At 35.1% G+C, this 26,563-nt stretch carries 24 protein-coding genes; 20 read left to right on the plus strand and 4 right to left on the minus strand.

The features are described 5' to 3' along the window. Positions 1 to 199 precede the first annotated feature (199 nt). The 8 genes from EXIGUO8A_RS00005 to EXIGUO8A_RS00040 all read left to right on the plus strand — a co-directional run bounded on the left by EXIGUO8A_RS00005 (position 200) and on the right by EXIGUO8A_RS00040 (position 7,100). Positions 200 to 874, plus strand: a complete 675-nt coding sequence (locus EXIGUO8A_RS00005) for a hypothetical protein (RefSeq protein WP_159301436.1) — start codon at positions 200 to 202, stop codon at positions 872 to 874. Between the two features lie 204 nt (positions 875 to 1,078). After that, positions 1,079 to 1,450 (plus strand): hypothetical protein, encoded by a 372-nt coding sequence (locus EXIGUO8A_RS00010; RefSeq protein WP_159301437.1) that lies wholly within the window; start codon positions 1,079 to 1,081, stop codon positions 1,448 to 1,450. Between the two features lie 309 nt (positions 1,451 to 1,759). Then, complete coding sequence (locus EXIGUO8A_RS00015; protein WP_159301438.1) at positions 1,760 to 2,248, plus strand: DUF2306 domain-containing protein; 489 nt, start codon at positions 1,760 to 1,762, stop codon at positions 2,246 to 2,248. A 154-nt stretch (positions 2,249 to 2,402) separates the two neighbouring features. Beyond that, the gene (locus EXIGUO8A_RS00020; RefSeq protein ID WP_159301439.1) at positions 2,403 to 2,993 is read left to right on the plus strand and encodes an ASCH domain-containing protein; all 591 of its coding nucleotides are present in this window, start codon (positions 2,403 to 2,405) and stop codon (positions 2,991 to 2,993) included. A 971-nt stretch (positions 2,994 to 3,964) separates the two neighbouring features. Further along, on the plus strand, positions 3,965 to 4,300 hold the full coding sequence (locus tag EXIGUO8A_RS00025; protein ID WP_159301440.1) for a biotin/lipoyl-containing protein: 336 nt from the start codon (positions 3,965 to 3,967) through the stop codon (positions 4,298 to 4,300). Positions 4,301 to 4,344: 44 nt separating this feature from the next. Then, complete coding sequence (locus EXIGUO8A_RS00030) at positions 4,345 to 4,968, plus strand: hypothetical protein (RefSeq protein ID WP_201304092.1); 624 nt, start codon at positions 4,345 to 4,347, stop codon at positions 4,966 to 4,968. Positions 4,969 to 5,397: 429 nt separating this feature from the next. Further along, entirely contained in the window at positions 5,398 to 6,048 is a 651-nt protein-coding gene (locus EXIGUO8A_RS00035; protein WP_159301441.1) for a peroxiredoxin-like family protein, read from the plus strand. Positions 6,049 to 6,125: 77 nt separating this feature from the next. Then, entirely contained in the window at positions 6,126 to 7,100 is a 975-nt protein-coding gene (locus tag EXIGUO8A_RS00040) for a carbon-nitrogen hydrolase family protein (protein ID WP_159301442.1), read from the plus strand. 12 nt (positions 7,101 to 7,112) lie between these two features. On the opposite strand, the gene EXIGUO8A_RS00045 is transcribed toward EXIGUO8A_RS00040, so the two are convergent. Further along, on the minus strand, positions 7,113 to 8,123 hold the full coding sequence (locus EXIGUO8A_RS00045) for an LLM class flavin-dependent oxidoreductase (protein ID WP_407658156.1): 1,011 nt from the start codon (positions 8,121 to 8,123) through the stop codon (positions 7,113 to 7,115). Between the two features lie 52 nt (positions 8,124 to 8,175). Continuing rightward, positions 8,176 to 8,445, minus strand: coding sequence for an ArsR/SmtB family transcription factor (locus EXIGUO8A_RS00050; RefSeq protein WP_116769419.1), 270 nt, complete (start codon positions 8,443 to 8,445; stop codon positions 8,176 to 8,178). 115 nt (positions 8,446 to 8,560) lie between these two features. Here EXIGUO8A_RS00050 and EXIGUO8A_RS00055 point away from each other — a divergent pair, with 115 nt between their 5' ends. From EXIGUO8A_RS00055 to EXIGUO8A_RS00075, 5 genes are all read left to right on the plus strand, one after another. Then, positions 8,561 to 8,992 carry a cbb3-type cytochrome c oxidase subunit I gene (locus EXIGUO8A_RS00055; RefSeq protein WP_159301443.1) on the plus strand — a complete coding sequence of 144 codons (432 nt, stop codon included), beginning with the start codon at positions 8,561 to 8,563 and terminating at the stop codon, positions 8,990 to 8,992. A 123-nt stretch (positions 8,993 to 9,115) separates the two neighbouring features. Beyond that, positions 9,116 to 10,588, plus strand: coding sequence for a potassium/proton antiporter (locus EXIGUO8A_RS00060; protein ID WP_159301444.1), 1,473 nt, complete (start codon positions 9,116 to 9,118; stop codon positions 10,586 to 10,588). 1 nt (position 10,589) lies between these two features. Beyond that, positions 10,590 to 10,964 carry a hypothetical protein gene (locus tag EXIGUO8A_RS00065; RefSeq protein WP_159301445.1) on the plus strand — a complete coding sequence of 125 codons (375 nt, stop codon included), beginning with the start codon at positions 10,590 to 10,592 and terminating at the stop codon, positions 10,962 to 10,964. Between the two features lie 105 nt (positions 10,965 to 11,069). After that, positions 11,070 to 11,549: a hypothetical protein gene (locus EXIGUO8A_RS00070; protein ID WP_159301446.1), complete on the plus strand. Its 480-nt coding sequence runs from the start codon at positions 11,070 to 11,072 to the stop codon at positions 11,547 to 11,549. Positions 11,550 to 11,674: 125 nt separating this feature from the next. Next, positions 11,675 to 12,286 (plus strand): alpha-ketoglutarate-dependent dioxygenase AlkB family protein, encoded by a 612-nt coding sequence (locus EXIGUO8A_RS00075; protein WP_159301447.1) that lies wholly within the window; start codon positions 11,675 to 11,677, stop codon positions 12,284 to 12,286. Positions 12,287 to 12,314: 28 nt separating this feature from the next. Here EXIGUO8A_RS00075 and EXIGUO8A_RS00080 read toward each other — a convergent pair whose 3' ends face one another. Further along, a complete protein-coding gene (locus EXIGUO8A_RS00080; protein WP_159301448.1) occupies positions 12,315 to 13,748 on the minus strand; it encodes an aminotransferase-like domain-containing protein in 1,434 nt (477 codons plus the stop codon). A 115-nt stretch (positions 13,749 to 13,863) separates the two neighbouring features. On the opposite strand from EXIGUO8A_RS00080, the gene EXIGUO8A_RS00085 reads away from it, so the two are divergent. Together EXIGUO8A_RS00085 and EXIGUO8A_RS00090 are read left to right on the plus strand one after the other, a co-directional pair. Beyond that, entirely contained in the window at positions 13,864 to 15,264 is a 1,401-nt protein-coding gene (locus EXIGUO8A_RS00085) for a pyridoxal phosphate-dependent decarboxylase family protein (protein WP_159301449.1), read from the plus strand. Between the two features lie 79 nt (positions 15,265 to 15,343). Continuing rightward, positions 15,344 to 16,894: an NAD(P)/FAD-dependent oxidoreductase gene (locus EXIGUO8A_RS00090; protein ID WP_159301450.1), complete on the plus strand. Its 1,551-nt coding sequence runs from the start codon at positions 15,344 to 15,346 to the stop codon at positions 16,892 to 16,894. A gap of 148 nt (positions 16,895 to 17,042) precedes the next feature. Here EXIGUO8A_RS00090 and EXIGUO8A_RS00095 read toward each other — a convergent pair whose 3' ends face one another. Beyond that, entirely contained in the window at positions 17,043 to 17,279 is a 237-nt protein-coding gene (locus EXIGUO8A_RS00095) for a hypothetical protein (protein ID WP_071339696.1), read from the minus strand. A gap of 516 nt (positions 17,280 to 17,795) precedes the next feature. Here EXIGUO8A_RS00095 and EXIGUO8A_RS00100 point away from each other — a divergent pair. From EXIGUO8A_RS00100 to EXIGUO8A_RS00120, 5 genes are all read left to right on the plus strand, one after another. Beyond that, positions 17,796 to 19,103, plus strand: a complete 1,308-nt coding sequence (locus EXIGUO8A_RS00100; protein WP_159301451.1) for a DEAD/DEAH box helicase — start codon at positions 17,796 to 17,798, stop codon at positions 19,101 to 19,103. A gap of 42 nt (positions 19,104 to 19,145) precedes the next feature. Then, positions 19,146 to 19,838, plus strand: a complete 693-nt coding sequence (locus tag EXIGUO8A_RS00105) for a Type 1 glutamine amidotransferase-like domain-containing protein (RefSeq protein ID WP_159301452.1) — start codon at positions 19,146 to 19,148, stop codon at positions 19,836 to 19,838. Between the two features lie 533 nt (positions 19,839 to 20,371). Further along, positions 20,372 to 22,477, plus strand: coding sequence for an ATP-binding protein (locus tag EXIGUO8A_RS18735; protein WP_236564394.1), 2,106 nt, complete (start codon positions 20,372 to 20,374; stop codon positions 22,475 to 22,477). A gap of 18 nt (positions 22,478 to 22,495) precedes the next feature. After that, positions 22,496 to 26,146 (plus strand): sensor histidine kinase, encoded by a 3,651-nt coding sequence (locus tag EXIGUO8A_RS00115; RefSeq protein WP_159301453.1) that lies wholly within the window; start codon positions 22,496 to 22,498, stop codon positions 26,144 to 26,146. Between the two features lie 39 nt (positions 26,147 to 26,185). After that, the gene (locus tag EXIGUO8A_RS00120; RefSeq protein ID WP_133673080.1) at positions 26,186 to 26,560 is read left to right on the plus strand and encodes a response regulator; all 375 of its coding nucleotides are present in this window, start codon (positions 26,186 to 26,188) and stop codon (positions 26,558 to 26,560) included. Positions 26,561 to 26,563 lie beyond the last annotated feature (3 nt).

A 26,563-nucleotide genomic window follows, 5' to 3' on the forward strand; every position in this document is an offset into this window, starting at 1 on the left:
TATATAAAAAATAGCGCGAGCAGTTGCAAACACAAAGGTTCGGGTACTTTTTCGAGGTCGCCAAATTTTTAAATTTAGCTATTTGGGAAAAGAAAGATAAATTTAAAAATTCGGCTTGAGTTCAACCGAATGGTTTGCGCCCATTTTCAGCGCTACTTTTCATATACTCGACCGTTGTACGCTATAATACAGAACTACCATGAAAAACAACCTAATTCTATTATTAACATTTGTCATATTTGGATTTGGAACTTCTTTTGCTCAAGAGAAATTCATTGAAGTAATGGTAAAAGACACAGTAAGTTTAAAACCAATATCATATGAATATCAAATCTCTAGTGGACTTAAATTTGAGTATGATTATGAAAATCCAAATTCCAAGATCGAGTTTTCTGAAAAGCTTAAACATTCAGAAGAAAAAATTGTATCACTTCTTAAAAAGTGGAAATATGATTACAGATTGAGTGGAAACCCTGAGGCTAGTTTCACAAGAGAATTGACGGACAAAACTAACTATATGGTAAAAATCAAAGATTCTGTTCAAAAAGAAGAATTTAAGAAAAGAATGAAACAGGAAGGAATAAATTTTTACATAACTGAAATTAAATATGAGAATAAAGAAACCAAGATTAAAGAAATTTATACTCGATTATTAATAAAAGCTAAAGAAAGAGCTCAACTAATTGCCGACTTAAGTGGAAAGAAATTAGGAGAGGTTCTTGAAATTTCAGAGTCAAAATCTGAATTTGGTGTTATTACTAGTTTTATTGAAAACTTTGCATATTCCCGTTCAAATGGAGGTTCTTCCACATCATTTCAATTTAATGCTGGAGTTTTGGAAAAAAGTATTCTAGTTAAATACTCTGCGAAATAATTACAGCGTACAACAATGCCAAACGTAATGCGGACTTTAGGGCAAAACCGAAAGGTCTGTGTATATTTATAAAGTCGTTAAATCTTATGGATTTAGCTTTGACAAGAAAAAATAAAACTAAACAATAAGCTTAACCAAACCGTCACCATTAATAGCTCAAAAAAAATAAAATCGAGATTAGAAACAGTAAATTAAAGATAATCTATGAAAGCAACGTATTTCGCATTTCTAATTTTAAGTGTTTTTCTATTGAACTCATGTTCAAGTGATGAAAATGAAATATTTGTTTACGAAGGAATGTGGAGCGGACAATATGTTGGAAATACGGATAGCGGTAATTGGTCCATAAGGATTGACATAAATAAATCTGTAATAGGAACATTTACCTCTATTCAATCCTCAAATTCATATCAAATAATAGGAAATATTTCCGAAAAAGGAATTTTAAATGCAACTATTGGAACATCTGAAATAGATGGTGGATTTAACGGAAGTTTTATAGACAACTACGCTTCTGGGTTATGGACAAGCGATACTGAAGATGATAGCGGAAGTTGGACTGGTGTAAAATTATGAATAAACCTTAAAATAATACCTAAGAAAAAACTTAAGCAACTTTTAACAAGTGGACTTTACACACCCGCATATATTGGGCAGATGGACTTTAATCGGACGGAAAATAAGGAAAAACAAAACAATAAGCTTTAGCTTTGTGCGCAGACGGAATCGAAAAGTTTCCTTGCCTCCGTACTACGCTTAGCTAAATCCGTTGTGCTTCATTAAAAACAACTCATCCTTAAAATTCTACATTTGAGAAATAAAAAATATATGAACAACAATGATACTGTTAAATTTGAATTATATGCACTCTAAATTATTTGATTAATGGAAAATATAGTTGGAGATGGAATAGGTTTAGTTCATCTGATTTCATCTTGTTTTGCTCTAATATTTGGAACATATGTACTTCTTGCGAAAAAAGGAACAAAGCAACATATTCAAATTGGATATTTATATGTGATTAGTATGGGAATTCTAATACTGACTGCTTTAATGATTTATAGGTTATTCAATAGTTGGGGAATATTTCATTACACGACTCTTTTGAGTTTAATTTCAATTGTTCTTGGAATGATTCCTATTTGGACTAAAAAGCCAGTAAATAAATGGAAATATCTTCATTTTTCATTTATGTATTGGTCTGTTATTGGACTTTATGCAGCGTTTGCAGCAGAAATTTTAGTAAGAATACCTGAAACCCCATTCTTTGGAATGGTTGGAATAGCAACAGGAATAATAATGTTAGTTGGAGGATTTTTTTTTGGAATTAACAAAGCCAAATGGATAAATGCATTTGAAATTGAGAAAAAATAACGAAATGCCAACAATGTGTATGATTCATTGCAAGTAAAGGCTTACTTACAAAAATTCCGCTGGAATTTTCTATTCGTGATTGTTTACTAACTTTAGTGCTTATTCACGCAAAAAAATCATACACTAACACGTTGCCATTAATAATTAAAAAACTATGAGACACATTTCAATCTTCCTTTTTTTGATTTTAGTTGGTTGTAAAAACGAGACTAAAAACAAAACTGAAATCGGAACTGAAAACCAGTCTGAAATAACTACTGTAATCGAGAACGGAATTGACCAATCAGTTTCTGAAATGTGGAACGACTTTGTCCAATCGAACCCTGAATTTAAAAATGACGAAATTCCTGAATCAGATTTTTTCCACAATAATGAAAAAGACGCAAATCGTTTGGCTAAATTAACTTTGAATGGAAAAAAGAGAGCTTCATCTGGACTTTACAGCTTGTACGAACAATATAATGCTGATTTACCAACTGTCGGAATTAAACAAATCGTAACGGACTTTAATGGAAATGCAAAAGCGATTATAGAAAATGTAAGTGTCGACACAATCCCATTCAATAAAATATCCAAAGAATACGCTGCGATGGATATGGGAACAGATATTGAGCCTCTCAAAAAATGGAAAAAAGCACATTGGGACTTTTTCGAAAGTTTTCTAAAAGAAAGTGGAAAGAAACCGACCGAAGAAATGCTGGTTGTCACTGTTGAATTTGAAAAAATATGGCCGAAAAATGAATAAAGTACTAATGGCAACAATGTAAAACCTGTAATTACGGCGGATTCAACTACATCCGAATCCACTCGGAATTGCGAACGCCAGTTCTAAACCTATAATAACCTTACTCTGCTCTTTTGTTCTTTTGTTAAACCATAAAAGATAACAGAATACTAACTTAGGAAACCTATAAACAATACGAGCTCAACCGCTTAATCAATCTCCTTATTTATATAATTATAGTATCTTCAAACTAAGAACCAAACATACGAGCTAAAACCGTTAACATTAATAGCTCGAAAAATATTTTATACGGATATTTATGTAACAATATTTTGATTTTTTACACTTATCAAGTAGAAAAAAATAATATGAACAATAATAATCTATTACAAAAAATTGGTATTGCTATAATAATAGTTGCATTATTAATCAGAATAGGTCGAAGGTTTGTTGATGGAGAACTTGCTGAAATTCTATCCTACTCTCATTATTTAACCCTTTTAGGTGCGGTAGTTTGGCTCACGGGATTTTTTATTAAAAGAAACAATGACAAAAAACTAAATTGAATCGATATTAACTTTCCATTTAAATGAGATATTGAAAATAAGTTTGCACGAATGGACTTTTTAGCTTGTTTTCGCAAATTGACTCCGCACCTACTCAAACCTATTACAGAAAGTTCCGATTTGCGCAATCGGTTCGAAATCGAACTCGAATCGTTGTCAATATTTTTCATTCTACGTAAAGAACCTGTGCTTACTCTTGGGCTTCACTACAGATGGAAACAATACCTGTAGCAAATAGGGTATAAAGTGTTATATTTAATGGTTTGGGCATATTTGCTTAGTCCGCCAAATCTTTTGGATTTGGCAATTAAAAAAGAAAAAATAAATAAAAAACAAAAAGATTTGGCTAGCAGACCAGACAGAAACGAAAAGTTTCCTTGCCTGCCCTACTTACCATAGCCTTGACCGTTGTAGCAAATTAAAAGAATGAGGAAATGGCTAATTAAGCAAATAAATAAAATTGGACTTGACAGTTCGAATTTAAAAACGGATGCAGAACTCAAAGGTCGTTTTCATGAAGCTGGGGAATCGGAAAAAATTATATTCCCGATGGAACTGGACATAAATAGTGAATGGAGGATTAAAGAATGGTTTTTCGAAAAAGGACAAATAGTGAATCCAGGTGATATTATCGGAGCTGTTGAGGATGAAAAACAGAGGTTTGAATTTGAATCTTTTATTGGCGGAAAATTAAATTATTTTAAACAAGTTGGACAGAAAGTTGAGGGCGGCTCAGTCTTGGCTGAAATCGCTGGAAGTTAAAAACCTTGCAACAATAACATTTTTAGCGTGTTCAAATATATGGGATGAATAAAAGAGCTTTTAAAATTGTTGGACTTTATGTAGTTAGTTTAATCTGTATTTTCTGCTATTACCTGATGGACAATTACTACATAATAAATGTACTCTTTCAAAAAACGAATAGAATTCCTCAAGATGGATTTGTAGTACTTCTTCTTACAGGGTTATTCCAATACGGATTATTAACAGTCGGAATATCCATAATCGTAATTCTGAGTTTTTTCTTAATCAAAGAAAAGAAAGCCCCAAAAAAGTATAAAAATAAACATGGAAATGAAATTATTGAAAAAGGTCATGAATCTTATATGATTCATGCCGAATATTTGAAAACTGGAGCTTCATATAAAATATTTCTATGGAATAACACTGACAAAATTATAACTATCAAAGATAAATTTACCTTGAAGCCAAATGAAGATAAAATATTCCTGTTTATAGATACCGACTCTATTTCATTTGATATAGGACCAAAAATTTATTTCGGAGAATATGGACTTGAAATCAGCGACAAAAAAAGCCAAATAGCCGGAATCGGAGGAGAGTATTGGGAAAAGTACAACGTTCCTAATGATGTGGAATACGGATTTGTGATAGTACCACCGGGTGAAGGTGATATTGATACTAAATAAAACGTGCTACAACAATGGCTTCTATGAAAAGCCCTAGTCCAGTTCTCTCTATAGTAAATTAATATATTCTTTTTGGCTAAAACTACCTCGTTTTTTTACATTATCTGAATTTACAAAAGTATTTTCCACAATTAAAATCCGCAATATCATCAACCCTTTCAACGGCTTAAAAATAAAGACATCAAGAAAAAACAGGCATTGAAAGTTATTGGTAATGTACTCGACTCAAACAGCGTACGCAAAAATCCTGACAATAAAACCGGAATTTTTATTTAACCGACTACTAGAAAATCATACTTTAGAAGCTTATTTGTTTCTTTTTAAGAAGGAAGTGGAGCGTCTTGAAATTGTGCTAACAGATTACGAACAATAAATACATACGTTATATCTATCCGCAAAAAATTATAACGTAGATAATGAAAAAGAAAAATGCAGAAACTAAGAGAACAAACCGATGCTAAAATTGCATTCGGACGCAAAAAGAACCCCGAATTTATGAAATGGGTTGATGATATCATCAATGAGGCAAAAGCTTTTGAAAAGGGGAAAAACGCCATTAAAATAGGAGAAAAAGCTCCAGATTTTAAATTACCCAATCCTTTAGGTAAAGATGTTCAACTATACGACCTTTTAAGCAAAGGTCCCGTTGTGGTTACTTTTTATCGTGGTAGTTGGTGCCCGTATTGCAATTTGCAGCTAAGAGCTTTACAGGCTAAATTAAAGGAAATTGAATCCTTAGGTGCTACATTGGTAGCCATTAGTCCTGAAGTGCCAGACGCCAGTTTGACAAAAAACGAGATCAGTAATATGGATTTTACCGTATTATCGGACCAAGACGCAAAAGTAGCTTCGCAATACGGTGTTGCATGGGAAGTACCGGAGTTTTTATTAGATCATATGCGTATAGACCGCGAACTTGACCTTAAGGAAATAAATAATGGAAACGGTAGTGTATTACCTATTCCTGCGACATTTATCATTGGCACTAACGGTTTAGTTCAATGGAACTATGTGAATGTAGATTACAGAACGCGCTCAGAACCCGATGAAATTATTGAGGCTTTAAAAAGTATTTCTTAATATAACGGTCAATAAATTTGAATTTACGAGTACCTGAATAGTAATTTGCTACAACGAATTGTAAATACCACCGATCAATGCCCAAAATAATAGACACTCCGAATCAAAACAACCTTAAAATAGGTATGGCTCAAATCTCACCGGTTTGGTTGAACAAAGAAGCTACAATTGCTAAAATCAAGGAATATATTGTAAAAGCTAGTGATGAGGATTGTGAATTGGTGGTTTTTGGTGAGGCATTATTACCAGGTTACCCTTTTTGGGTTTCCATGACCGATGGTGCTCAATTCAATTCTTCGGTACAGAAAGAAATTCACGCTCATTATATCAAGAATTCCATTCAAATTGAAGCGGGAGAATTAGATGATATTTGCGCTTTAGCGAAGCAACATAAAATTGCCATTTACTTAGGATTAATGGAACGCGCCCAGAACAGAGGTGGTCATAGTCTATATTGTTCGCTGGCGTACATAAATAGTGAAGGGCAAATTAAATCGGTACACAGAAAACTACAACCTACTTATGAAGAACGATTAACATGGTCACCAGGTGATGGTAATGGCCTACAAGTTCATGATCTTAAGAACTTTAGTGTTGGCGGGTTAAACTGTTGGGAGAACTGGATGCCTTTGGCCAGAACCACCCTATATGGTTTAGGCGAAAATCTGCATGTTGCCGTGTGGCCGGGCTCTGATTACAATACTGCCGTTATTACAAGGTTTATTGCCAGGGAATCTAGATCGTTCGTTGTTTCAGTTTCAAGCCTAATGAGCAAAACCGATTTCCCTGAAGATACTCCGCACTTAAATGCTATACTTGAAAACTGTCCAGATACTTTAGCAAATGGTGGTTCTTGTATTGCAGGACCTGACGGGGAATGGATTTTGCCTCCAGTGATCGATAAAGAGGGACTCATTACAACAACAATAAATTTTAATAGAGTGCTCGAAGAGCGTCAAAATTTTGATCCCGTAGGGCACTATTCTAGACCAGATGTCACCAAGCTTACCGTTAACAGGGAAAGGCAATCTATATTGGACATAAAAGAATAAAATGGAGAGAAATTATTTCTTCTCCCCATTCAATTCTTTCATGATTTCGGCAAACAATTGGTATGATTTTATACGGTCTTTACCGTCATAAATATTGGTAACCGCAATGAGTTCATCTACCTGTGTATCGGCTATAAATTGTTGCACTTGCTTCTTAACCGTCTCTTTGCTTCCAATAAAGGAATATTTCAACATTTGCTGAACAGATGGGTTCTTGCTTAACTCTCTCAGTTCGGCCGTCATATCAACCGGAGGCTGCATAAAGCCTCTATTTCCTGTCAACAAACCAACGATCATTTTATAAAGCGATGTAGAAATACGATCTGCTTCTTCATCGGTATCGGCAATGATAATATTTACGCCAGCCATGGTATATGGTTTTTCCAATTCTTTTGAAGGCTGAAACTCCTGATGATAAATTTGCAATGCATTCATTAAATGTGTCGTAGCAAAATGACTGGCAAAGGCGTATGGCAATCCCTTTTTAGCCGCTAAATGGGCACTATCGGTACTTGATCCTAAAATATACAAAGGCACCTCTACCCCTTCTGCCAAGGTAGCCCGTACTTTTGCATCTGCATTTTCAGTAGAAAAGTAACGTTGTATTTTTTCAACCTCTAAAGGAAACGACTGCGCTGCCTGAAAAAAATCTGAACGTATAGCTTGTGCCGTTAACTGATCTGTTCCTGGTGCGCGACCTAGACCCAAATCTATTCTGTTAGGATATAAAATACCAAGTGTCCCAAATTGTTCCGCTATGATTAATGGAGAATGATTGGGCAACATGATTCCACCTGACCCCACTCTAATTTTTTCAGTTCCTTCTGCAATGTTACCTATTAAAACAGAGGTAGCACTACTTCCTATAGCTACAGAATTATGATGCTCTGCCAACCAAAAACGGGTATAACCCACTTCTTCGGCAGCTTGTGCCAGTGCCAATGAATGATCAAAGGTGTCTTTTAATGTAGTACCCTCAGATACAATGGCTAAATCTAATATAGAATATTTAATATTTTTCATTTTAATAATTTCATTAATACATTTAAAATTATCTATATATCTAATAAAAAAACTACAGGTTCCGTAACCTCAGCAAATAATTGTCCCACACTTCATGATTTAATGAATAGTGGTAATTACGTCCTATTTTATGTTGGTTGATTAATTCTGCCTCAACCAACCTTTTAATATGATGACTAATGGAAGGCTGACTTAAATCGAGTAGGTTACACGCTTTGGTACATTCTACCTTACCTTGATTTTTTTGCATATACTGCAATATCTTTAAACGATTTACATCACTTAATGCCTTAGAAATTTTCTCTACTTGTTTTAGCTCCATGATGATTTAATATATTGATACATACAAATGTATTTATAAAATATTGGATTAAAAATGAATTGTGATTCTCTTAATAATGATTAACTTGACCTTAAGAATAATACTACAGCTATAGATGAAGAAAATTACTGAAGCACCACATTTTTTGTTCTGGATTCTTATTCCAATAATACTACTTATTGGATTGCTAAAACCTGATAAAACACTTGACATAAATATTCATGATACATATATTGTAATTGCATTATTGCATTTAGCTGTTTTGATTTCTATTATTTTCGGAATTCTAGGATTAGGCTATTGGATAGTAATTAAATTAAACAGAAGGTTGGTAAATTGGCTTACCGTAATTCATTTAATCATTACCGTTATTGGTTTCTGCTTGATTTTACTCATCCCATTTTTCTTACCGGAATCCAATCAAGGTATTACCTCTTTATATTTTGATGCACAAGTAACTATAACTTTATCCGCACTTGCGGCAGTCTGTGTACAGTTATTATACCCCATAAATATTATAACTGCCCTATTTAGAAAAACAAATTAAATTTTGGATAAATAATAGGAAGAAATGCAACATGTTAACATTCTGCCAAACCTTAACATTTGTATTGGTTTTTTGATAAATGATATACCTTTGTCAGCTTAAAATAAATGTCAATAACCACCAATGAATCTCACCATAGAAAACATACTTCTCGTAGGTTCTATTCTACTGTTTATAAGTATTATAGTGGGTAAGACTTCGTATAAGTTTGGGGTACCTACCTTAATTCTTTTCCTGGCGATTGGCATGCTTGCGGGATCCGATGGTATTATAGGCATTCAGTTCGATGACCCTAAACTTGCACAGTTTATTGGTATTGTCTCTCTAAATTTCATATTATTTTCCGGTGGATTGGATACCAATTGGAAAACTGTAAAACCCATTCTTAAAGAAGGTCTTGTACTATCTACACTAGGCGTTTTACTTACTGCCGTTACCTTGGGTACATTCGTTTATTATATTACTGACTTTACCATTTACGAAAGTATGCTGCTTGGTTCAATAGTATCTTCAACAGATGCCGCAGCCGTATTCTCAATACTTCGTTCTAAAAATTTAGCTTTAAAAAGCAATTTGAGACCTACATTAGAATTGGAAAGTGGTAGTAACGACCCTATGGCATATGTGCTTACCCTAGCTTTTTTAACCTTGGTCATCAACCAAGATTTAAGTATACTGTCCATTATCCCCTTGTTTTTGCAACAAATGATTTTAGGCGGAATTGGCGGATTCTTATTCGGGAAACTCAGCGAAATCATAATCAATAAAATTAAACTAGGTTTTGAAGGTCTTTATCCTGTATTGGTAATCGCTTTAATGTTCATTACCTTTTCGGCAACCGATGCCGTTGGTGGCAATGGTTTCCTAGCCATTTACATTTGTGCAGTGTATTTGGGCAATCAAGATTTAATTCATAAGTCTACCATATTAAAAATGTTCGATGGTATGGCTTGGCTAATGCAGATCGTACTATTCTTAACATTAGGGTTATTAGTATTTCCTTCTCAAATTACACCTTATTTGGGCATCGGATTACTTATTTCTGTTTTCCTTATTCTTGTAGCAAGACCTATAAGTGTTTTTCTTAGCCTTATGTTTTTTAAAATGAAATTAGGTCGAAGGTTCTATATTTCATGGGTTGGTCTACGAGGTGCGGTACCTATTGTATTTGCTACCTATCCCCTTTTGGCAGGCATTGATAAGGCGAACATTATTTTTAGTATCGTATTCTTTATATCGGTTTCTTCGGTATTGATACAAGGCACCACATTGTCAATATTTGCAAAATGGCTAAACGTTGCGTTGCCAGATGAAGTAAAACCTATCGCCGAAAATGATAGGTATATTCTTAATCTGCCCAAATCTTCCATGGAAGAAGTAACCGTTCTTCCCGATAGTTTTGCAGTAGAAAAACGTATTATCGACCTGCATTTTCCTAAGTCGGCATTTATTGTCATGATAAAGAGAAATGGTAAATTTGTACGTCCGGGAGGTTCAACCGTTATTGAGGCTCATGACACTTTAGTTCTACTATTGGATAATGACGAAAGTTTGAAAGAAGTAAAGGTAATTCTCGACCAAAGTGTTTTAAGTTAAAATGGCAAGACAGAACAACATATTTAAAGTGCTTTTACTCGTTACAATTTATTGTTTCGGTATATATAGTTCTGCCAACACTTTACCCCTTTATAACGAGGTTGTTCTACATGAAAATAGTGATCAGAAAACCTATTTTTCAGCATCTTCTAAAATATTATCTCCTCATGCTCAACAAACGGAGATTTCTGTTTCTGACGTTGCCGAGGTTTCATCGCCCAATTACAAACTTCCTTTTACAAGTTTCAGCTCACAAATAATTAGCGGTGAGCACTTATTTACTTCTAAGTATAAGCAGTATACACGGTATGCCAATACTTTATTGATCAGGCATAGAAAGTCTGACCTTATCTTCCCTTTTCATAGTTTCTGGTAATCCATTTTAATAAAGGTTTTCATTTTGAAAACCTCAGTTAATACGTTGATATGATGCCCTTAACATCATATAGAAATCAATATATCATATTTAAAAATTTATAAAATGGAATTGGGAGTAACTGCTATTGGTTTAGCATCTGTTGCACTATGTGCAATGCCTTTTGTTCTAACGAGCAGAAGTAGAAAAATAAAAGAAAAAAAAATGATGTCATCTTTAAGTGATATCGCAAGCAAATATAATTGTCAATTAACGCAACATGAAATATTCGGTCATTACGCTATCGGTGTAGATACTGAAAAGAAATATGTATTCTTTGTGTCAAAAAACGAAGAGGAGTTGAAGCAACAGTATGCTGATCTATCTACTATTAAAAGCTCTGAAATTGCCAATATTGGTAAATCTTATGCAAGAAAAGAGAAAATTACAGAGCGTTTGCTTTTAAAGCTTTTCCCTAAAAACACCAATAACGAAGATGTTGTCTTTGAGTTTTATAACGCAGCGGTAAATTTTCAATTGAGTGGAGAATTTCAGTCCATAGAAAAATGGAACAAACTGATTAAAAATATGCTTAAAAGCTCATAACAAGCATCAATTTATTCCTTAAGCGAATGGTTTTCTTGTCGACCGAGATAAGAATTACCATTCGCTTTTGTTTTTAATAGGATTACCAATTACTTTAGTTCAAAGGTTAGCGTGAAAAAGAAACTATGAAATTATTCGATATTACCATAGATGCATCTAAAAACCTACTCCCCTATGGAGGAACGGTGAATTACCATGGCATACTTTTTAATGATGCGAAAGCAACAGCGTACCTTACTACATTATTGAACCAAATTGCATGGAAAAACGATGAGGCCATCATTTTCGGGAAGAAAATCATTACCAAAAGAAAGGTAGCCTGGTACGGTGAAAAGCCTTTTGAATACACCTATTCTAAAACCACCAAACAAGCCCTACCCTGGACGCCGGAATTACTTGAGTTAAAGACCAAAACAGAGCAAGCAACCGGAGAAACATTTAACTCTTGTCTATTAAATTTATACCATGATGGTAGCGAAGGTATGGCGTGGCATAGCGACGGAGAAAAGGACTTAAAAAAGAACGGAGCCATTGCTTCTTTAAGTTTTGGTGCTGAACGTAAATTCGCTTTTAAACATAAAGAAACTAAAGAAAAGGTTGAACTCATTTTAGAACACGGTAGCCTATTGGTAATGAAAGATGAAACACAAACCCATTGGCTGCACAGGTTACCACCAACAACTAAAACCAAACACCCTAGAGTGAATTTGACTTTTAGAACTATTGTGGAAAAATGATTTTCTCTAGTATGACCTTTTTAGAAAACTATTTATAATCTTTAATGAGCTGACCGAGACATTTCAGTGCATCATCCACTTTATTGTTCCATTCCAAAGCATAGCTTAGTCGCATACAATTACAATATTGTTCTTGTAAAGTGAATATTCTACCAGGTGAAAAACGTACCCCGTTTGCTACGGCAGACTTATATAAAACTCTAGTATCTATATGAGCTGGTAATTGGACCCACAATAAAAAACTGCCTTGGGGCCTACTTACTTTGGTTTCCTCTGGAAAATATTTACCAATTGCTACCAAAAACTGTAAACTATTTGCATGTAATCTTTGTCTTAGTTTCCTAAGGTGATGATCATACCTACCCTTTTCTAAAAATAACGATACCGCTTCTTCCGTGACAGTAGTTGTGGTAGAAGAGACGTATAGCTTCAACCTGATTACCTCAGCTTTGAACTTTCCTGGTGAAATCCAGCCTATTCTATATCCACTAGATAGTGTTTTTGAAAACGAACTACATAATAATACCAACCCTTTTGTATCGTACGTTTTACAAGTGGTAGGTCTATGATCTCCGTAATAAATCTCACCATAAATATCATCTTCAATTAACGGTATATTGTGCTTTTCAATGATTTCTACCAATGCTTTTTTTGAATTATCAGACATTGTATTTCCCATCGGATTACTAAAATTGGAAATTACCGCTACAGCTTTAATTTCGTTAGTATCGATTGCCGTTTGTAATGCTTCCGTATCCATTCCATACAGCGGATGCGTAGGTAGTTCAATTACACGTAAACCAAGCGTATTTGCCAATTGTATCAATCCGAAATACACAGGACTTTCAACAGCAATCGTATCTCCAGGCTCGGTAACTGCCATTAAAGCCAGTGATAATGCGCTGGTACAGCCAGAGGTAATGATCACATCGTCTTCGGTAAGGACACCACCCCAAAGTGCCGATCTTTGAGCTATTTGTCGTCTTAATTTTTTTTTACCTAAAATATCACCTTGTATCGTTCCTCCATGTGTTAAAGAACCTATTGCCTCATGCAGTACCTTATTTAATTTAGCTATCGGTAATAGCTTTTCTGACGGAACGCCCAATGATAAATTAACAACAGTTTCAGTACTTATATTTTGAAAAAAATCTATTATCAATTCCGTATTCTTACCTAATATAGAATTGGGATCTGGATTACTCATAGCCGGACTATCAGGTAAAGTATGGGCACTAAAAGTCACATAATAACCCGATCTAGGTTTCGATGCTATTAAACTTTTAGATTCTAGATAGTAATAAGCCTGTAGTACAGTACTAATACTTACGCCATATTGCTGTCCCATTATCCTGGTAGACGGTAATTTGTCTCCCAATTTTAAAACACCACTCTGAATTTGCCTTTCAATTTTATGACCTATTTTTAGGTATAAAAAATCTTTATTATCAAGGTTCTTCAACTGAATAAATTAAATCTGTACTGGTCAAATTTACAAAAACTGAATCTGTTATGGTATCTATAAATTGTTCAATTTTGAATGTGATAATTAATAACAATTCTAAAAACATATAAAAATGAGCAGCACAAGTTTAGTACAGAACCAAATGTATAAAGAAGTGGATGAGAAAATAATTTTTGAAAAAGCGTCACAATTTGCAAAAGAATACCTAGAAAGTGTTTTTGAACGAAATGTATATCCAACCGAAGAGGCATTATTTGACTTAGGTAAATTTGATGAATCTATGCCGCAGAATTCTAGTAAAGCCAATGATGTTTTAGATTTTTTAAATCAAATCGGTTCTCCAGCAACAGTTGCTACAACAGGTGCTAGATACTTCGGCTTTGTTTCTGGTGGCGCCATACCTGTAAGTTTAGCTGCAAAAGTAATTTCAACATTTTGGGATCAAGCTCCGGCCATGCACGTGCTCTCCCCTATTGGATCAGTACTAGAAACTGTTGTTGAGAAATGGTTAAAAGAGATTTTTAATCTTCCTGCAAGTACTGTTGCTGGTTTTGTTAGCGGAACATCTACGGCTAATTTCTGCGGACTGGCAGCTGCGCGCTTTAGATTACTATCCAACCTAAATTGGAATATTAACGATAAAGGTTTGTTCAATGCACCTCAACTACGAATTGTTACTGGTAAACATGCACATTCTACTATTCTTAAGGCTATAGGACTGCTGGGTTTTGGCAAAGAAAATATTGAATGGGTAGATGTGGATGCTCAAGGTAAATTAGAGCTGAATAATTTACCCCAATTAGATGATAGAACTATTTTAATTCTACAAGCTGGGAATGTTAATAGCGGTTCTTTTGATAATTTCTCCGAGCTATGTACTATAGCAAAAAAGGCAGGGTCATGGGTACATATTGATGGTGCTTTTGGTCTGTGGGCCGGTGCCGTAGATAAATTAAAGCATTTAACAAAGGGTATTGAAGGAGCCAACTCTTGGGCCGTTGACGGACATAAAACATTAAATACACCTTATGACTGTGGTATTGTGCTGTGCAAAGATGAAGACGCCATTAAATCTGCGCTACATATGGCGGGAAGTTATATTGTTACAAGTGATAAAAGAGATGGAATGTTCTACACGCCCGAGATGTCACGCAGAGCCAGAGTTATTGAGCTATGGGCAACAATGAAATATTTGGGTAAAAAAGGTATTGACGAAATGATTTTGGAAATGCATAAAAGAGCCGTTCAATTTTCAACGGAGATTATGGAAGTAGAAGGATTTTCGGTTTTGAACGATGTGGTTTTTAATCAAGTACTAGTTTCATGCGCTGATGATGACTTAACGGATAAAGTCATGAAAAGGGTTCAAGAGTTACGAGAATGTTGGGCAGGCGGTTCTGTCTGGAATGGCAAGAAAGTAATCAGAATCAGTGTTTGTTCATGGGCAACAACTGCATCTGATATTACACGCTCTGTAAACTCCTTTAAACATGCATTAAATGAAATATCTTAATAAATCTATGATTCAAATTACCTTGAAAGGAATGTCTGGATAATTAAATCAGTAATATAATTTCATTTAATTTTGCCGCATGGTCAGAAATGTACAGTTACGATTAACTTTAAAGGAAGAAGCAGCCCTAAACGGATTACAAATTCGTACGGCAAAATATCTAGGACTAGAAGAAAACTCCTTTAAAATTAAGGTACTGCGCAAATCTATAGATGCACGAAAGCCAAAAATTGTATTCAATTACAAATTAGCCGTATACATTAATGAACCCGCCCCTAACGATACACTACATTTTGAATATAAAGATGTATCAAAAGCTAAACCGATTCATATTGTAGGGTTCGGACCTGCAGGCATGTGGGCTGCGCTACGCTGTTTAGAAATGGGATATAAACCCATTGTTTTAGAACGCGGTAGTAATGTTAAAGCCCGTAGAAGAGATTTAAAAGCCATAAACCAAGACCATCAAGTAAACCCAGAAAGTAACTATTGCTTTGGTGAAGGTGGTGCCGGTACGTATTCTGACGGAAAGTTATATACCCGTAGCCTTAAACGTGGTGATGTTCGTCGCATTTTTGAAAGCTTGGTATTTCACGGTGCTACAGACCAAATTTTGATAGATGCGCATCCGCATATTGGCACCAATAAACTTCCTAAAATTGTACAGAATATTCGTGAAGTAATTCAGCATCACGGTGGTGAAATTCATTTTAATACCAAGGTGACCGATTTCGTTATCAAGGAAAATAGGCTAAAAGCCATTGTTTTAAACAAAACCGATGAAATAGCTGTTGAACGTGTGATATTGGCAACGGGACATTCAGCTCGTGATATTTTCGATTTACTGCATAAAAAAGATATAGCACTTGAAGCAAAGTCATTTGCTATGGGAGTTCGTGTAGAACATCCGCAACATATTATTGATAACATACAATATCACTGTTCTGGTGACCGTAGCGAATTGCTACCGGCGGCTTCTTATAGTTTGGTAGAACAAGTAAAAGACCGTGGCGTATATTCATTCTGCATGTGCCCTGGCGGATTCATTGTTCCTGCTGCAACATCACCTGGCGAGGTCGTGGTGAACGGAATGTCTCCATCCAAACGAAATAACCTGTTTGCCAATTCGGGTATCGTGGTTGAAATTAACGTAGATAAAGATATTCCTAAATACGAGAAATTTGGTGCATTGAAAGGACTGGAATATCAGAAGAATTTGGAACGATTGGCTTTTACCTCTGGCGGAAGAACACAAACCGCTCCCGCCCAACGATTGACGGATTTTGTAGAAGGAAATCTTTCTGCAGATTTAAATCCGACCTCTTATCAACCAGGTCTTAATTCCGCACCTTTGCATTCATTGCTGCCAAAATTGATAGGAAGCAGATTACGCCAAGGCTTTAAAGCTTTCGGCGATAAAATGCATGGATACTATACTGCCGAAGCAAATATCGTGGGTGTAGAATCTAGAACCTCATCTCCCGTAAGTATTCCACGAAACGAAAAATTAGAACACCCTGTAATCAAAGGTCTTTTTCCTTGTGGTGAAGGTGGTGGTTATGCTGGCGGAATCGTTTCTGCCGCAATGGACGGAGAACGCTGCGCCGAAGCCGCTATGGCAGGGTTGTAAGTTCAAAGTGCAAGTTCAAGTTCAAAAATGAGTTGTTGTTTGTTGGTTGTTGGTCGTTGGTTGTTGGAAACTATAAAATCTATTCTCTTTATTCTATTTTCTAACTTCTTAATACTTCTTACTTTGTACTTAATACTAACTACTGCAATTACGCCATCTTAGGCTTGTTAGCTTTTGTAATGAAGTTTAAATCTCTTTTAATTCTAGAGTTTTTGAATTTGTATAAACGAGCAACCTCTGTATTTGATTCTGCTTTTACTTCATTTGTAGTTTCAGTAACGATACTCATTTCAATCGTTTCAACTTTAACCTCTGAAGTTGTGTTTTGAGCTTGAGCAGTGAAGCTTAAAAAGATAATGAAGATGATAGTTGCTAATGTTTTCATGACTTGCGTTTTGTTACAATATTAAAACGCTGGAGACCTTGTTTTGCTAGGTGATGAATCGCTGAAAAACACTGCATTATCGTTACTTGACAAAGATTCGGACTAAGTGTAAAATCGCATCGATAAACGACATTACCCCCAAAAACACCTTACCGATTTTTGATGTCGTTAATCGACAATCGATGTTTTAAACACAAGTTCAAATACAAGCATAAACTCAAAAGTCAAGTTCAGAATGAGTTGTTGGTTGTTGGTTGTTGGTTGTTGGTTGTTGGTTGTTGGTTGTTGGTTGTTGGAAACTATAAAATTTAGCTACGCTAAATACGCTTGATCAAGAACTAATGAAAAAAGTCTATTCTCTATATTCTATTTTCTAACTTCTTAATACTTCTTACTTTGAACTACCTAGTACTTCTTACTTAATACTTTGTACTTTGTACTTTGCACTTCGTACTTTAACCTCACTTTACATTTCCTTCCACATTAAAGCGTACCTTTGCATCTTATTAATATTTTATGACATTTAAAGAACTCGGCCTAGCCGAACCCATCCTTAAAGCATTAGAAGCTGAAGGATATACTCACCCTACTCCTATTCAAGAACAATCCATTCCTATTTTACTTCAAGGCAAAGACCTTCTGGGAGTGGCACAAACAGGTACTGGAAAAACAGCTGCCTTTGGTATTCCGATCTTACATCAGTTATACGAGGGTATTAGTTTAAGACAGACGAAAAGAAAAGTAAAAGCTCTTATTGTTACGCCTACCCGTGAACTAGCTATTCAAATTAGCGAAAGTCTTACCGCATATGGTAAGTATACAGGGCTACGAAATACCGTTATTTTTGGCGGAGTAAAGCAAGGGAAACAAGTAAACGCACTTAGAGGTGGTGTAGATATTTTAGTGGCTACTCCGGGTCGTTTATTAGATTTAATGAATCAAGGTTTTATTTCTTTTAGAGATTTAGAGCACGTAGTACTTGATGAAGCTGACCAGATGTTGGACATGGGCTTTATACATGACATCAAAAAAATCATTGCAAAATTACCTCCCAAGAGACAATCATTGTTCTTTTCGGCTACTATGCCAAAAGATATTGTGGAGCTTTCTAGAAAAATGTTAGGCGATTTTGAACGTGTTACCATTAAGCCAGAACAAGCTACAGCAGAAAAAGTGGAACAGGGAGTTTATTTTGTTAGCAAAGCAAACAAGCCTAAACTTTTAATTCACCTTATTAAGGAGAATCCTGAAAATACCTTAATTGTATTCTCAAGAACAAAGCATGGCGCCAATAAGATCGTAAAGAAACTTGACCAAGCCGGTATTCGTTCTGCAGCCATACATGGTAATAAATCGCAAGCTGCAAGACAGAAAGCATTAAGCGCTTTTAAAGATGGTAATCTTAAAGTGTTGGTAGCTACCGATATTGCCGCAAGGGGTATCGATGTTGAAGACTTGTCATTAGTTGTAAATTACGATTTACCAAATGTATCTGAAACCTACGTTCACCGTATTGGTAGAACAGGGCGTGCAAATGCTAGTGGTACGGCACTTTCTTTTTGTGATAAAGATGAACGACCTTACCTACGCGATATCGAGAAACTGATAAAGCAGTCGGTTCCACGTATGCCAGAGCATCAATTCGTAGATGAAGATACTCCGAAAGACACCGGTAGTCAACCTTCTCAACCACAAAGAAAACAGGGAAATTCGCGTAACAAAAATAGAAACCGAAACAGACCTGGTGGTAACAACTTTAGAGGTAAGAATAATAGGAATTCGAGCAGACCTAAAAAACGTACTGATTCTAATAGAAGCGAGTAGCTTCTGTTAGAATTTTTATCTTTAGCAAAACATTTTATCACAATGAAAAAGCAAATGGTTGTTTATGGTAGTGGTCGCCATACCGTACCTTTCTTAAATTATATTGCTAAAGCTACTGGCAAGGAAAAACCGAATATGTGTTTTATTCCTACAGCTAGTGGAGAAGACAAGCAGTATATTGCTTCTTTTCATGAAGTGTGTTCGCAAATAGATGTTACTCCGCATGTATTATCAGTTTGGATCAACTCTTACGATCAAAAAGAATCGTTCGAGGAAATCATTTCTCGTATGGATGCTATTATAGTTGGTGGTGGTAACACCTTAAATATGCTTGCTATTTGGAAAGCGCAAGGTATAGACGTTGCTCTTAAAAAAGCTTATGATAACGGCGTAGTTATGGGTGGCGGTAGCGCTGGTTCTTTATGTTGGTTTAATGGCGGAACCACAGATTCTAGACCTAAAGAATTAAGTATTGTTGGTGGTATGGCGTTTATTGACAAAAGCCACTGCCCGCATTACAACTCAGAAGCTTCACGAAGACCCTTATATTTCGAGAATATTAAAACAGGCAAACTTTCAGATGGTTATGCCTGCGACGACCGTTCTGCTATACATTTCATTGATGGTGAAGTTCATACTTCAGTTTCCTTAAACGATGAAAATCATTCTTATTACGTGTATTTGAAAGATGGTGAAATTGTGGAAGAATTGATACCGAGTACCATTATTACCTAACTTCAATCTAATACTATATTTTTTGTGCTATATCCTTCTTAAGGATTCTAGTTCATTTCTTGCATCTAAATTCTTAAGAAAACACTCTTTAAGTAAAAGTTATTATGTACTTTAAGGGTGTAAAATTCCCCTTTATTTTTCTGATTCACAATATGTTGCTCATCACCCCCTGATGTGTAGCCTTATTTGTGTTGTGTTTAATTCAAAAAATTAAATACGAGGATGAAGTTGTAATCAGTGCTATTTTTTTTAAACCAACCACCAATTGTGCATGAAATTAGCTGTAAAAAGGGAAAAACACGTCATTGAAATCTATACCAAATGGCTACTTGATTATTTAAATGTCTACGTAACAACCAATACTTACATTTTAAATAATGACACTTGTTTTAACAGAACTTTAGTCAATAAGGTATTTTTAATTCTTTCTTCATCTTCCAATTTCTTTACCAACATTTTTGAATCAGGTTCAACCTATAACTTAAGAATCAATGATTAAAAAATCCCTACTATTCATCACGCTATTTTTCTGTATGCTATTTACAGTCAGAGGACAAGAAAATCCTGTAGAGAAAAATGGATTGGCTCTTGATACGATTATACATTTTACCGAAGCAGATGTTGATCCTCTTTTTGGTTTAACTTTGAGAAATAGAGAAGGTTGGATTTTTAAATCGGGCAATGAGCAAGATTCATATCCTGTAGAGATTGATTTAGGGGGTTGGGAACGATTAAGTCCTTCTGAGATAACTAATGATATGGTAGATAGTTCTGGAAAATTTGAAGGATGGTTCAGATTGCAGTTTACTATTGATAGTGCTATAGCAAAGCTTCCTCTCTATTTAGATAAAGAAGATCATGCTGCAGAGGATATTTATTTAAATGGAAAGTTGTTCCGCCAATTTGGCGAAAAAGGGAACGATAGAGCCTCATTTAAAGAACATATTCAAGATTTTGAAATTAGAACCCCAATATTTTTAGAACCTGACACCATACATACATTAGCCATACATTATGTTGACTATAGTACTTATGGAAACATTTCCAAAGTAGTTCCAGTGGGTTCAACCAGAATTGTATCCAACGAGTATTTTGACTATATGAGTTTGTTAAGCTTTAAAGCTTTATTTGACATTTATAGTTCTTTAATTTTCTCTATTCTTTTCTGGCTTCTCTATATTCTAATTAGAGATGAAAAGGAGTTACTCATAATTGCTCTTTTTACTACTGTGATGTTCCTAGAGTTTTTTAGTTCAGCATTCTATGGTGGAGATAATTTATTCTTTACCCTACCTTCTAACATCATGATTCCATTATATTATGTCCGTGATATTTTATTTTTATTCTTCCCTATATTATGTCTTTTATTCGGCTATAGGATGCTATATGGAAAACTTCAAAAATGGCTGATTCTATTTTGTTTAGTTGCACCTTTAGGCATGTATTACAGTTTTCAATTTCACCTAATTACTGTAGTTGGGATTGCCATTTTCTTACTCATTTTCGCATTAAAATCCAGAAAAGAAGTAGTGTCTGTCCGGGTAGTCATGTTTAGTTTATTTTTATCGTATACTATATCTTTTCTTGGTCTTATGATAAGATGGTTCTCTTCTGGCGATCATCTTAGTTTAAGATTAGTTTCTGTAAATAGTGACTTAATAGGTAAGGCAATTTTATATTTAGGAATGTTAGCATATGTAGCCTATCGCATGAGAGAGAAAAATGAGAATATGCGGCAAAATGCAATGGAACTTGTAAAGGTTGAAGCTGAAAAGAGTGCGCTTATTACTTCTCAAAATGAAAAGTTAGAATTAAAAGTAAAAGAAAGAACATCAGAATTAAATCAATCTTTAGATGAATTAAAAGCCACCCAATCTCAACTCATCCAATCTGAAAAAATGGCGAGCCTTGGTGAACTCACTGCCGGCATTGCCCATGAAATTCAGAATCCGTTAAACTTCGTCAATAATTTCTCTGAGGTAAGCAACGAACTTGTTGATGAAATGAACGAGGAATTGGATAAAGGAGATCTTGAAGAAGTGAAGGCTATTTCATTGGATATCAAACAAAATCTTGAAAAAATAAACCATCACGGCAAACGTGCGGAAAATATTGTAAAAGGTATGTTACAACATTCTAGAATCAGCAGCGGCACAAAAGAACCTACGGACATCAATTCCTTGGCTGACGAATACCTACGACTGGCCTACCACGGATTACGGGCAAAGGATAAATCATTTAATGCCGAACTCATTACCGATTTTGACGAGAGCATTGGAAAAGTAAATATTGTACCACAAGATATGGGGCGGGTAATTCTAAATTTAATTACCAATGCCTTTTATGCGGTAAACGAGAAAAAACAAAGAGATGATAGTTTTAAACCCATAGTTACTGTCAATACCAAAAAAACGGATAAACATATCATTATTAGTGTTTCTGATAATGGTGATGGCATTCCTGAAAAAGTCAAAGAGAAAATATTCCAACCCTTTTTCACCACCAAACCTACTGGGCAAGGTACCGGCTTGGGCTTAAGCATGAGCTACGATATTATTACTAAGGGGCATGGTGGTGAATTGCTGGTAAAAACAGAAGCAGACAAGGGAACCACATTCATTATAGAATTACCAAACTAAACCAATAACCAAACCAGTATGAAAAATACACAACAAAGTAAATTTGTACTTATAATCGGCTTTTTCTGCTGCTTGTTCTTGGTTTCTTGCCACAAACAAAGCAAGTCCGAAACGGAAACTACGGTGGGTGATTTTAAGGTTCCAGAAACCATTCCTCTACAATTTACGGAACCAGAGCCTTTTGAATGGGAAACTATAACCAATGATTCCCTGACAACTCCCGTTACTTATGATTTAAACGTAGATGCCTTGCCCAGCAAACCTTTTGAACTAAATACGTTTAAACCGCTAAAGTCACCAATGAAGGAGTACGATTTGGACTGGGACAGTTTTCCGACAGAAAATATAACGTTTGATTCTGTATCCTTTACTATCACAAAATCTACCATAAAAAAACCGATCATTACCAAAATGAAACCCCCAGCGAATATGGCCGGTACAAACGTAAATCTTCTACAACTTTCTACAAATGAGGGATTGCCCTCTAATGATATTACCTCCTTTTTAGAAACTGAGGATGGTGGTATTTGGATAGGTTCATCTTCTTCTGCATCACCATTAACGTTTTATGATGGTGAAAATGCTTTTATCTATGACTACAATACAGTCTACAAAATGGGATTTGACAAACAAGGGAAGCTTTGGTTGGTTAGACCAGCAGACCGTTTAATTACCATATTAGATTTTAACAAAAATATTGAATTTACGATCACCAAAACAGAAAATTTTACCCCTTTTGACATTCTCTGCGACCATACGGGCTCTTTATATATAGCTTCACTTGATGAAGGATTCTATAAAATAGATTCAGAATTAAAAAATTTGCAAAAAATAACAAATGCAAATAGTAATAAACCCTGGAGACTTTTTGAAGACAGCAATAATAACCTATGGTTAGGTTTTACTAATCATCTGTTGGTTTTAGACAAAGATAGAAAGGAACTTAAAACACTTTCAAAGATAGCAGATATTGAAATAAACTCCATAATTTGGGATGTTACAGAAGATCATACGGGTAACCTTTGGCTTAATTATCCGTATCCTTTTGCTACCAATAACACCAACTATCCTAGGGTTTTAAGACTCTCCTTAAAAGAAAATACAGTAAAAGTATTAGACCCAGAAAATGGCTACAATATAGTAGGTACCGAAATGGAAGAAGATAGCGATGGTAATTTCTGGATTTTGGGAGCCAAAGAGGCGTTTATCTTAAGTGATAATCTGGAAAACCATAAAACAATAGCTTTAAATAGCACACTACAAGGCTCTCTAAAGATTCCTAGACCCTTAAGAAGAAATGATGGCTCGTTATGGATTGCCACTACAGATAATGGAATATTAATAACCACAAATTACACTTTACAAACAGAATATTTTGATGACACAAGAGGCTTAGTAAATAATGAAATATGGGAAATAGAAGAAGACTCAAATGGTGACATATGGTTAGGAACGGCTGCGGGAATCAATATTATCAACCAGAATAAAAATTCTATAAAAACCCTAAGTTTTGAGCAATTACATTGCAATCCAACCACTTTGAGTTTTATTAAAGAGATTACACCTAATATTTATTTTATAAATACTAGAGATGGCTTTTCTATTCTTGATCGGCAAAAAAATAAACTCACCTCATACGCCAATGGTTCTGATCTTTTCGGAGCAGGTATTGCAATTCTCAATGAGCATACTTTTGCCATATATTCTAGATCGGGTCTGTATGTCTATAATATTAAAACCAATAGCTTTAAAAAAGTAGTATCCAAAAGTGACCCTGATATTTTAATAGCGGGAAGCGGATCAATAATGGTTTATGACAAAGAAATTCTTTGGACCCCTACTACGAACGGATTAGCCAAAGTAAATTTAAAAACGAACACCGTAAGTTACCTTAGAGAAGAACAAGGTCTTAGCCATGAAAATGTATCCACAGCCAAAATTTCAAATGAAAGAGAGCTATGGTTAGCTACCGAAAATGGTGTTAACATACTTAACTTAGAACAAAATACGCTAACCCCAATAAAGAAAGAAAACGGACTATACCCTACTGATTTTTATGATCTGACAGAAAAAGGAGGTATCATGTACGCTGCTAGTGGTAATGGCTTAATTGCCATGGAAAAAGCCACTGCAAAAACAACAGATAAAGGCTTCTACAATTTTAATGACGGACTCGGTTTTAAATCGAACGATTATTTACAAGATTCCCCTAAATTTTTAAAAAACGGCCAGTTTTGGTCAGGTGTTACTAGTACCTCCAATGAATGGAAACTACTTGTTCTTAATTCAGAACCACAACAAGATAGTACTACTGGAACAGTGAAAATTAACAACATGTTCATCATGGATGAAAACCCGGGGTTCGGGTTCAACCTAAAGAAAGATTCTACAAATGTGCAAACTTCAACATATGCCAATACCAATGGTATAACATGGGAGTCGGTAAAACATCCTTACAACCTACCTCAAGGCCTTATCCTACCCTATGACCAGAACAGTATTAGTTTTAGTTATGGAAGTGATGCTATATATAATAGAGATAAGTTGAACTATCGATTTATTTTAGATGGTGAAGATGAAGATTGGAACTTTGCCTCTTATGCTACTAAAACAAAAAACTATTACAATCTAAAACCTGGAGATTATACCTTTAAAGTGGCATTAAGAAGTGGAAATAGTGGTTGGTCTTCTCCAGATACACTTTCATTTAAAATAAAGCCGCCATGGTGGCAAACTTGGTGGGCATATTTGCTCTTCGGTTTAATAGCGGCCAGCATTCTAAGAGCGTACATTGTTTTTAGAGCCAGAAAATTAACTAAAGAGAATAGAATTTTAGAAGAACGTGTTTCTCATAGAACGGTTCAGCTTAAGACTAAAATAGACGAATTAAAGTCCACCCAATCAAAGCTTATCCAATCTGAAAAAATGGCAAGTTTGGGTGAACTCACCGCTGGTATTGCACACGAAATTCAAAATCCGCTAAATTTCGTAAACAACTTCTCTGAAGTAAATAAAGAACTTCTTGATGAACTGGAAGAAGAAATTGATAATGGTAATTATGATGAAGTAAAGGCACTGGCAAAAGATGTATCTGCCAACGAAGATAAAATTATCTTTCATGGCAAACGGGCCGATGGTATCGTAAAAGGAATGCTGCAACATAGCCGTAGCAGCACCGGTCAAAAAGAAATGACCGACATCAGTACCTTATCAGATGAATACCTACGCCTAGCTTATCATGGCCTACGCGCAAAAGACAAATCTTTCAATGCTACGTTGATTACCGATTTTGATGACTCCATCGGTAAATTAAATATCGTCGCTCAAGATATGGGCAGGGTAATTTTAAATCTTATAACCAATGCTTTTTATGTGGTAAAAAAGAAGAAAGAACAAAATTCTAAAGGGTATGAACCAACGGTAACTGTAAGTACAAAGAAGCAGGGTAATTTGGTTTTGATTAAAGTGTCCGATAACGGCAACGGTGTACCCAAAGAAGTACTAGATAAAATATTTCAGCCCTTTTTCACCACAAAACCATCTGGGGAAGGAACCGGACTTGGACTATCATTAAGTTATGATATTGTAAAAGTTCACGGCGGTGAATTAACAGTTGACACAATACAAGGAGAGGGTACCACCTTCACTATCGCATTACCAATGAAATAATGTTCCCTCATTATAAGTAATTAATAAAAAAAAGACATTATGAAAATATTAGTTGTAGATGACGAACAAGATGTAAAAGTGCTATTTCAACAACGTTTTCGAAAAGAGATACGTAAAGAAGAACTTGAATTTGTTTTTGCCTTCTCTGGGGAAGATGCATTAAAAGTCATGAAAACCATGGAACATGAAGCCGTGTTGATATTATCAGATATCAACATGCCTGGTATGAGCGGATTGGAATTGTTGGAAAATATCAAAAAGAATTACGTAAAGCCGCCACCAATGGTCATGATGATTACTGCCTACGGTGATGATGAGAATAGAACAATGGCTAAAAACTTGGGTGCCGATGATTTTCTTACCAAGCCTTTAGATTTTTCACTGTTAAAAAATAAGCTGATAACCTTAACCTAAGAC

The sequence above is a fragment of the Maribacter litoralis genome (assembly GCF_902506355.1).
Lineage (GTDB): Bacteria > Bacteroidota > Bacteroidia > Flavobacteriales > Flavobacteriaceae > Maribacter > Maribacter litoralis.

Coding starts and splice junctions, on each gene's coding strand:
- EXIGUO8A_RS00085 (WP_159301449.1), top strand. CDS start 13,864: ATGAGCAGCACAAGTTTAGTACAGAACCAAATGTATAAAGAAGTGGAT.
- EXIGUO8A_RS00070 (WP_159301446.1), top strand. CDS start 11,070: ATGGAATTGGGAGTAACTGCTATTGGTTTAGCATCTGTTGCACTATGT.
- EXIGUO8A_RS00015 (WP_159301438.1), top strand. CDS start 1,760: ATGGAAAATATAGTTGGAGATGGAATAGGTTTAGTTCATCTGATTTCA.
- EXIGUO8A_RS00055 (WP_159301443.1), top strand. CDS start 8,561: ATGAAGAAAATTACTGAAGCACCACATTTTTTGTTCTGGATTCTTATT.
- EXIGUO8A_RS00010 (WP_159301437.1), top strand. CDS start 1,079: ATGAAAGCAACGTATTTCGCATTTCTAATTTTAAGTGTTTTTCTATTG.
- EXIGUO8A_RS00105 (WP_159301452.1), top strand. CDS start 19,146: ATGAAAAAGCAAATGGTTGTTTATGGTAGTGGTCGCCATACCGTACCT.
- EXIGUO8A_RS00005 (WP_159301436.1), top strand. CDS start 200: ATGAAAAACAACCTAATTCTATTATTAACATTTGTCATATTTGGATTT.
- EXIGUO8A_RS00115 (WP_159301453.1), top strand. CDS start 22,496: ATGAAAAATACACAACAAAGTAAATTTGTACTTATAATCGGCTTTTTC.
- EXIGUO8A_RS00065 (WP_159301445.1), top strand. CDS start 10,590: ATGGCAAGACAGAACAACATATTTAAAGTGCTTTTACTCGTTACAATT.
- EXIGUO8A_RS00050 (WP_116769419.1), bottom strand. CDS start 8,445: ATGGAGCTAAAACAAGTAGAGAAAATTTCTAAGGCATTAAGTGATGTA.
- EXIGUO8A_RS00030 (WP_201304092.1), top strand. CDS start 4,345: ATGAATAAAAGAGCTTTTAAAATTGTTGGACTTTATGTAGTTAGTTTA.
- EXIGUO8A_RS00100 (WP_159301451.1), top strand. CDS start 17,796: ATGACATTTAAAGAACTCGGCCTAGCCGAACCCATCCTTAAAGCATTA.
- EXIGUO8A_RS00120 (WP_133673080.1), top strand. CDS start 26,186: ATGAAAATATTAGTTGTAGATGACGAACAAGATGTAAAAGTGCTATTT.
- EXIGUO8A_RS00045 (WP_407658156.1), bottom strand. CDS start 8,123: ATGAAAAATATTAAATATTCTATATTAGATTTAGCCATTGTATCTGAG.
- EXIGUO8A_RS00090 (WP_159301450.1), top strand. CDS start 15,344: ATGGTCAGAAATGTACAGTTACGATTAACTTTAAAGGAAGAAGCAGCC.
- EXIGUO8A_RS00025 (WP_159301440.1), top strand. CDS start 3,965: ATGAGGAAATGGCTAATTAAGCAAATAAATAAAATTGGACTTGACAGT.
- EXIGUO8A_RS00040 (WP_159301442.1), top strand. CDS start 6,126: ATGCCCAAAATAATAGACACTCCGAATCAAAACAACCTTAAAATAGGT.
- EXIGUO8A_RS00075 (WP_159301447.1), top strand. CDS start 11,675: ATGAAATTATTCGATATTACCATAGATGCATCTAAAAACCTACTCCCC.
- EXIGUO8A_RS00060 (WP_159301444.1), top strand. CDS start 9,116: ATGAATCTCACCATAGAAAACATACTTCTCGTAGGTTCTATTCTACTG.
- EXIGUO8A_RS00020 (WP_159301439.1), top strand. CDS start 2,403: ATGAGACACATTTCAATCTTCCTTTTTTTGATTTTAGTTGGTTGTAAA.
- EXIGUO8A_RS00035 (WP_159301441.1), top strand. CDS start 5,398: ATGCAGAAACTAAGAGAACAAACCGATGCTAAAATTGCATTCGGACGC.
- EXIGUO8A_RS00095 (WP_071339696.1), bottom strand. CDS start 17,279: ATGAAAACATTAGCAACTATCATCTTCATTATCTTTTTAAGCTTCACT.
- EXIGUO8A_RS18735 (WP_236564394.1), top strand. CDS start 20,372: ATGCTATTTACAGTCAGAGGACAAGAAAATCCTGTAGAGAAAAATGGA.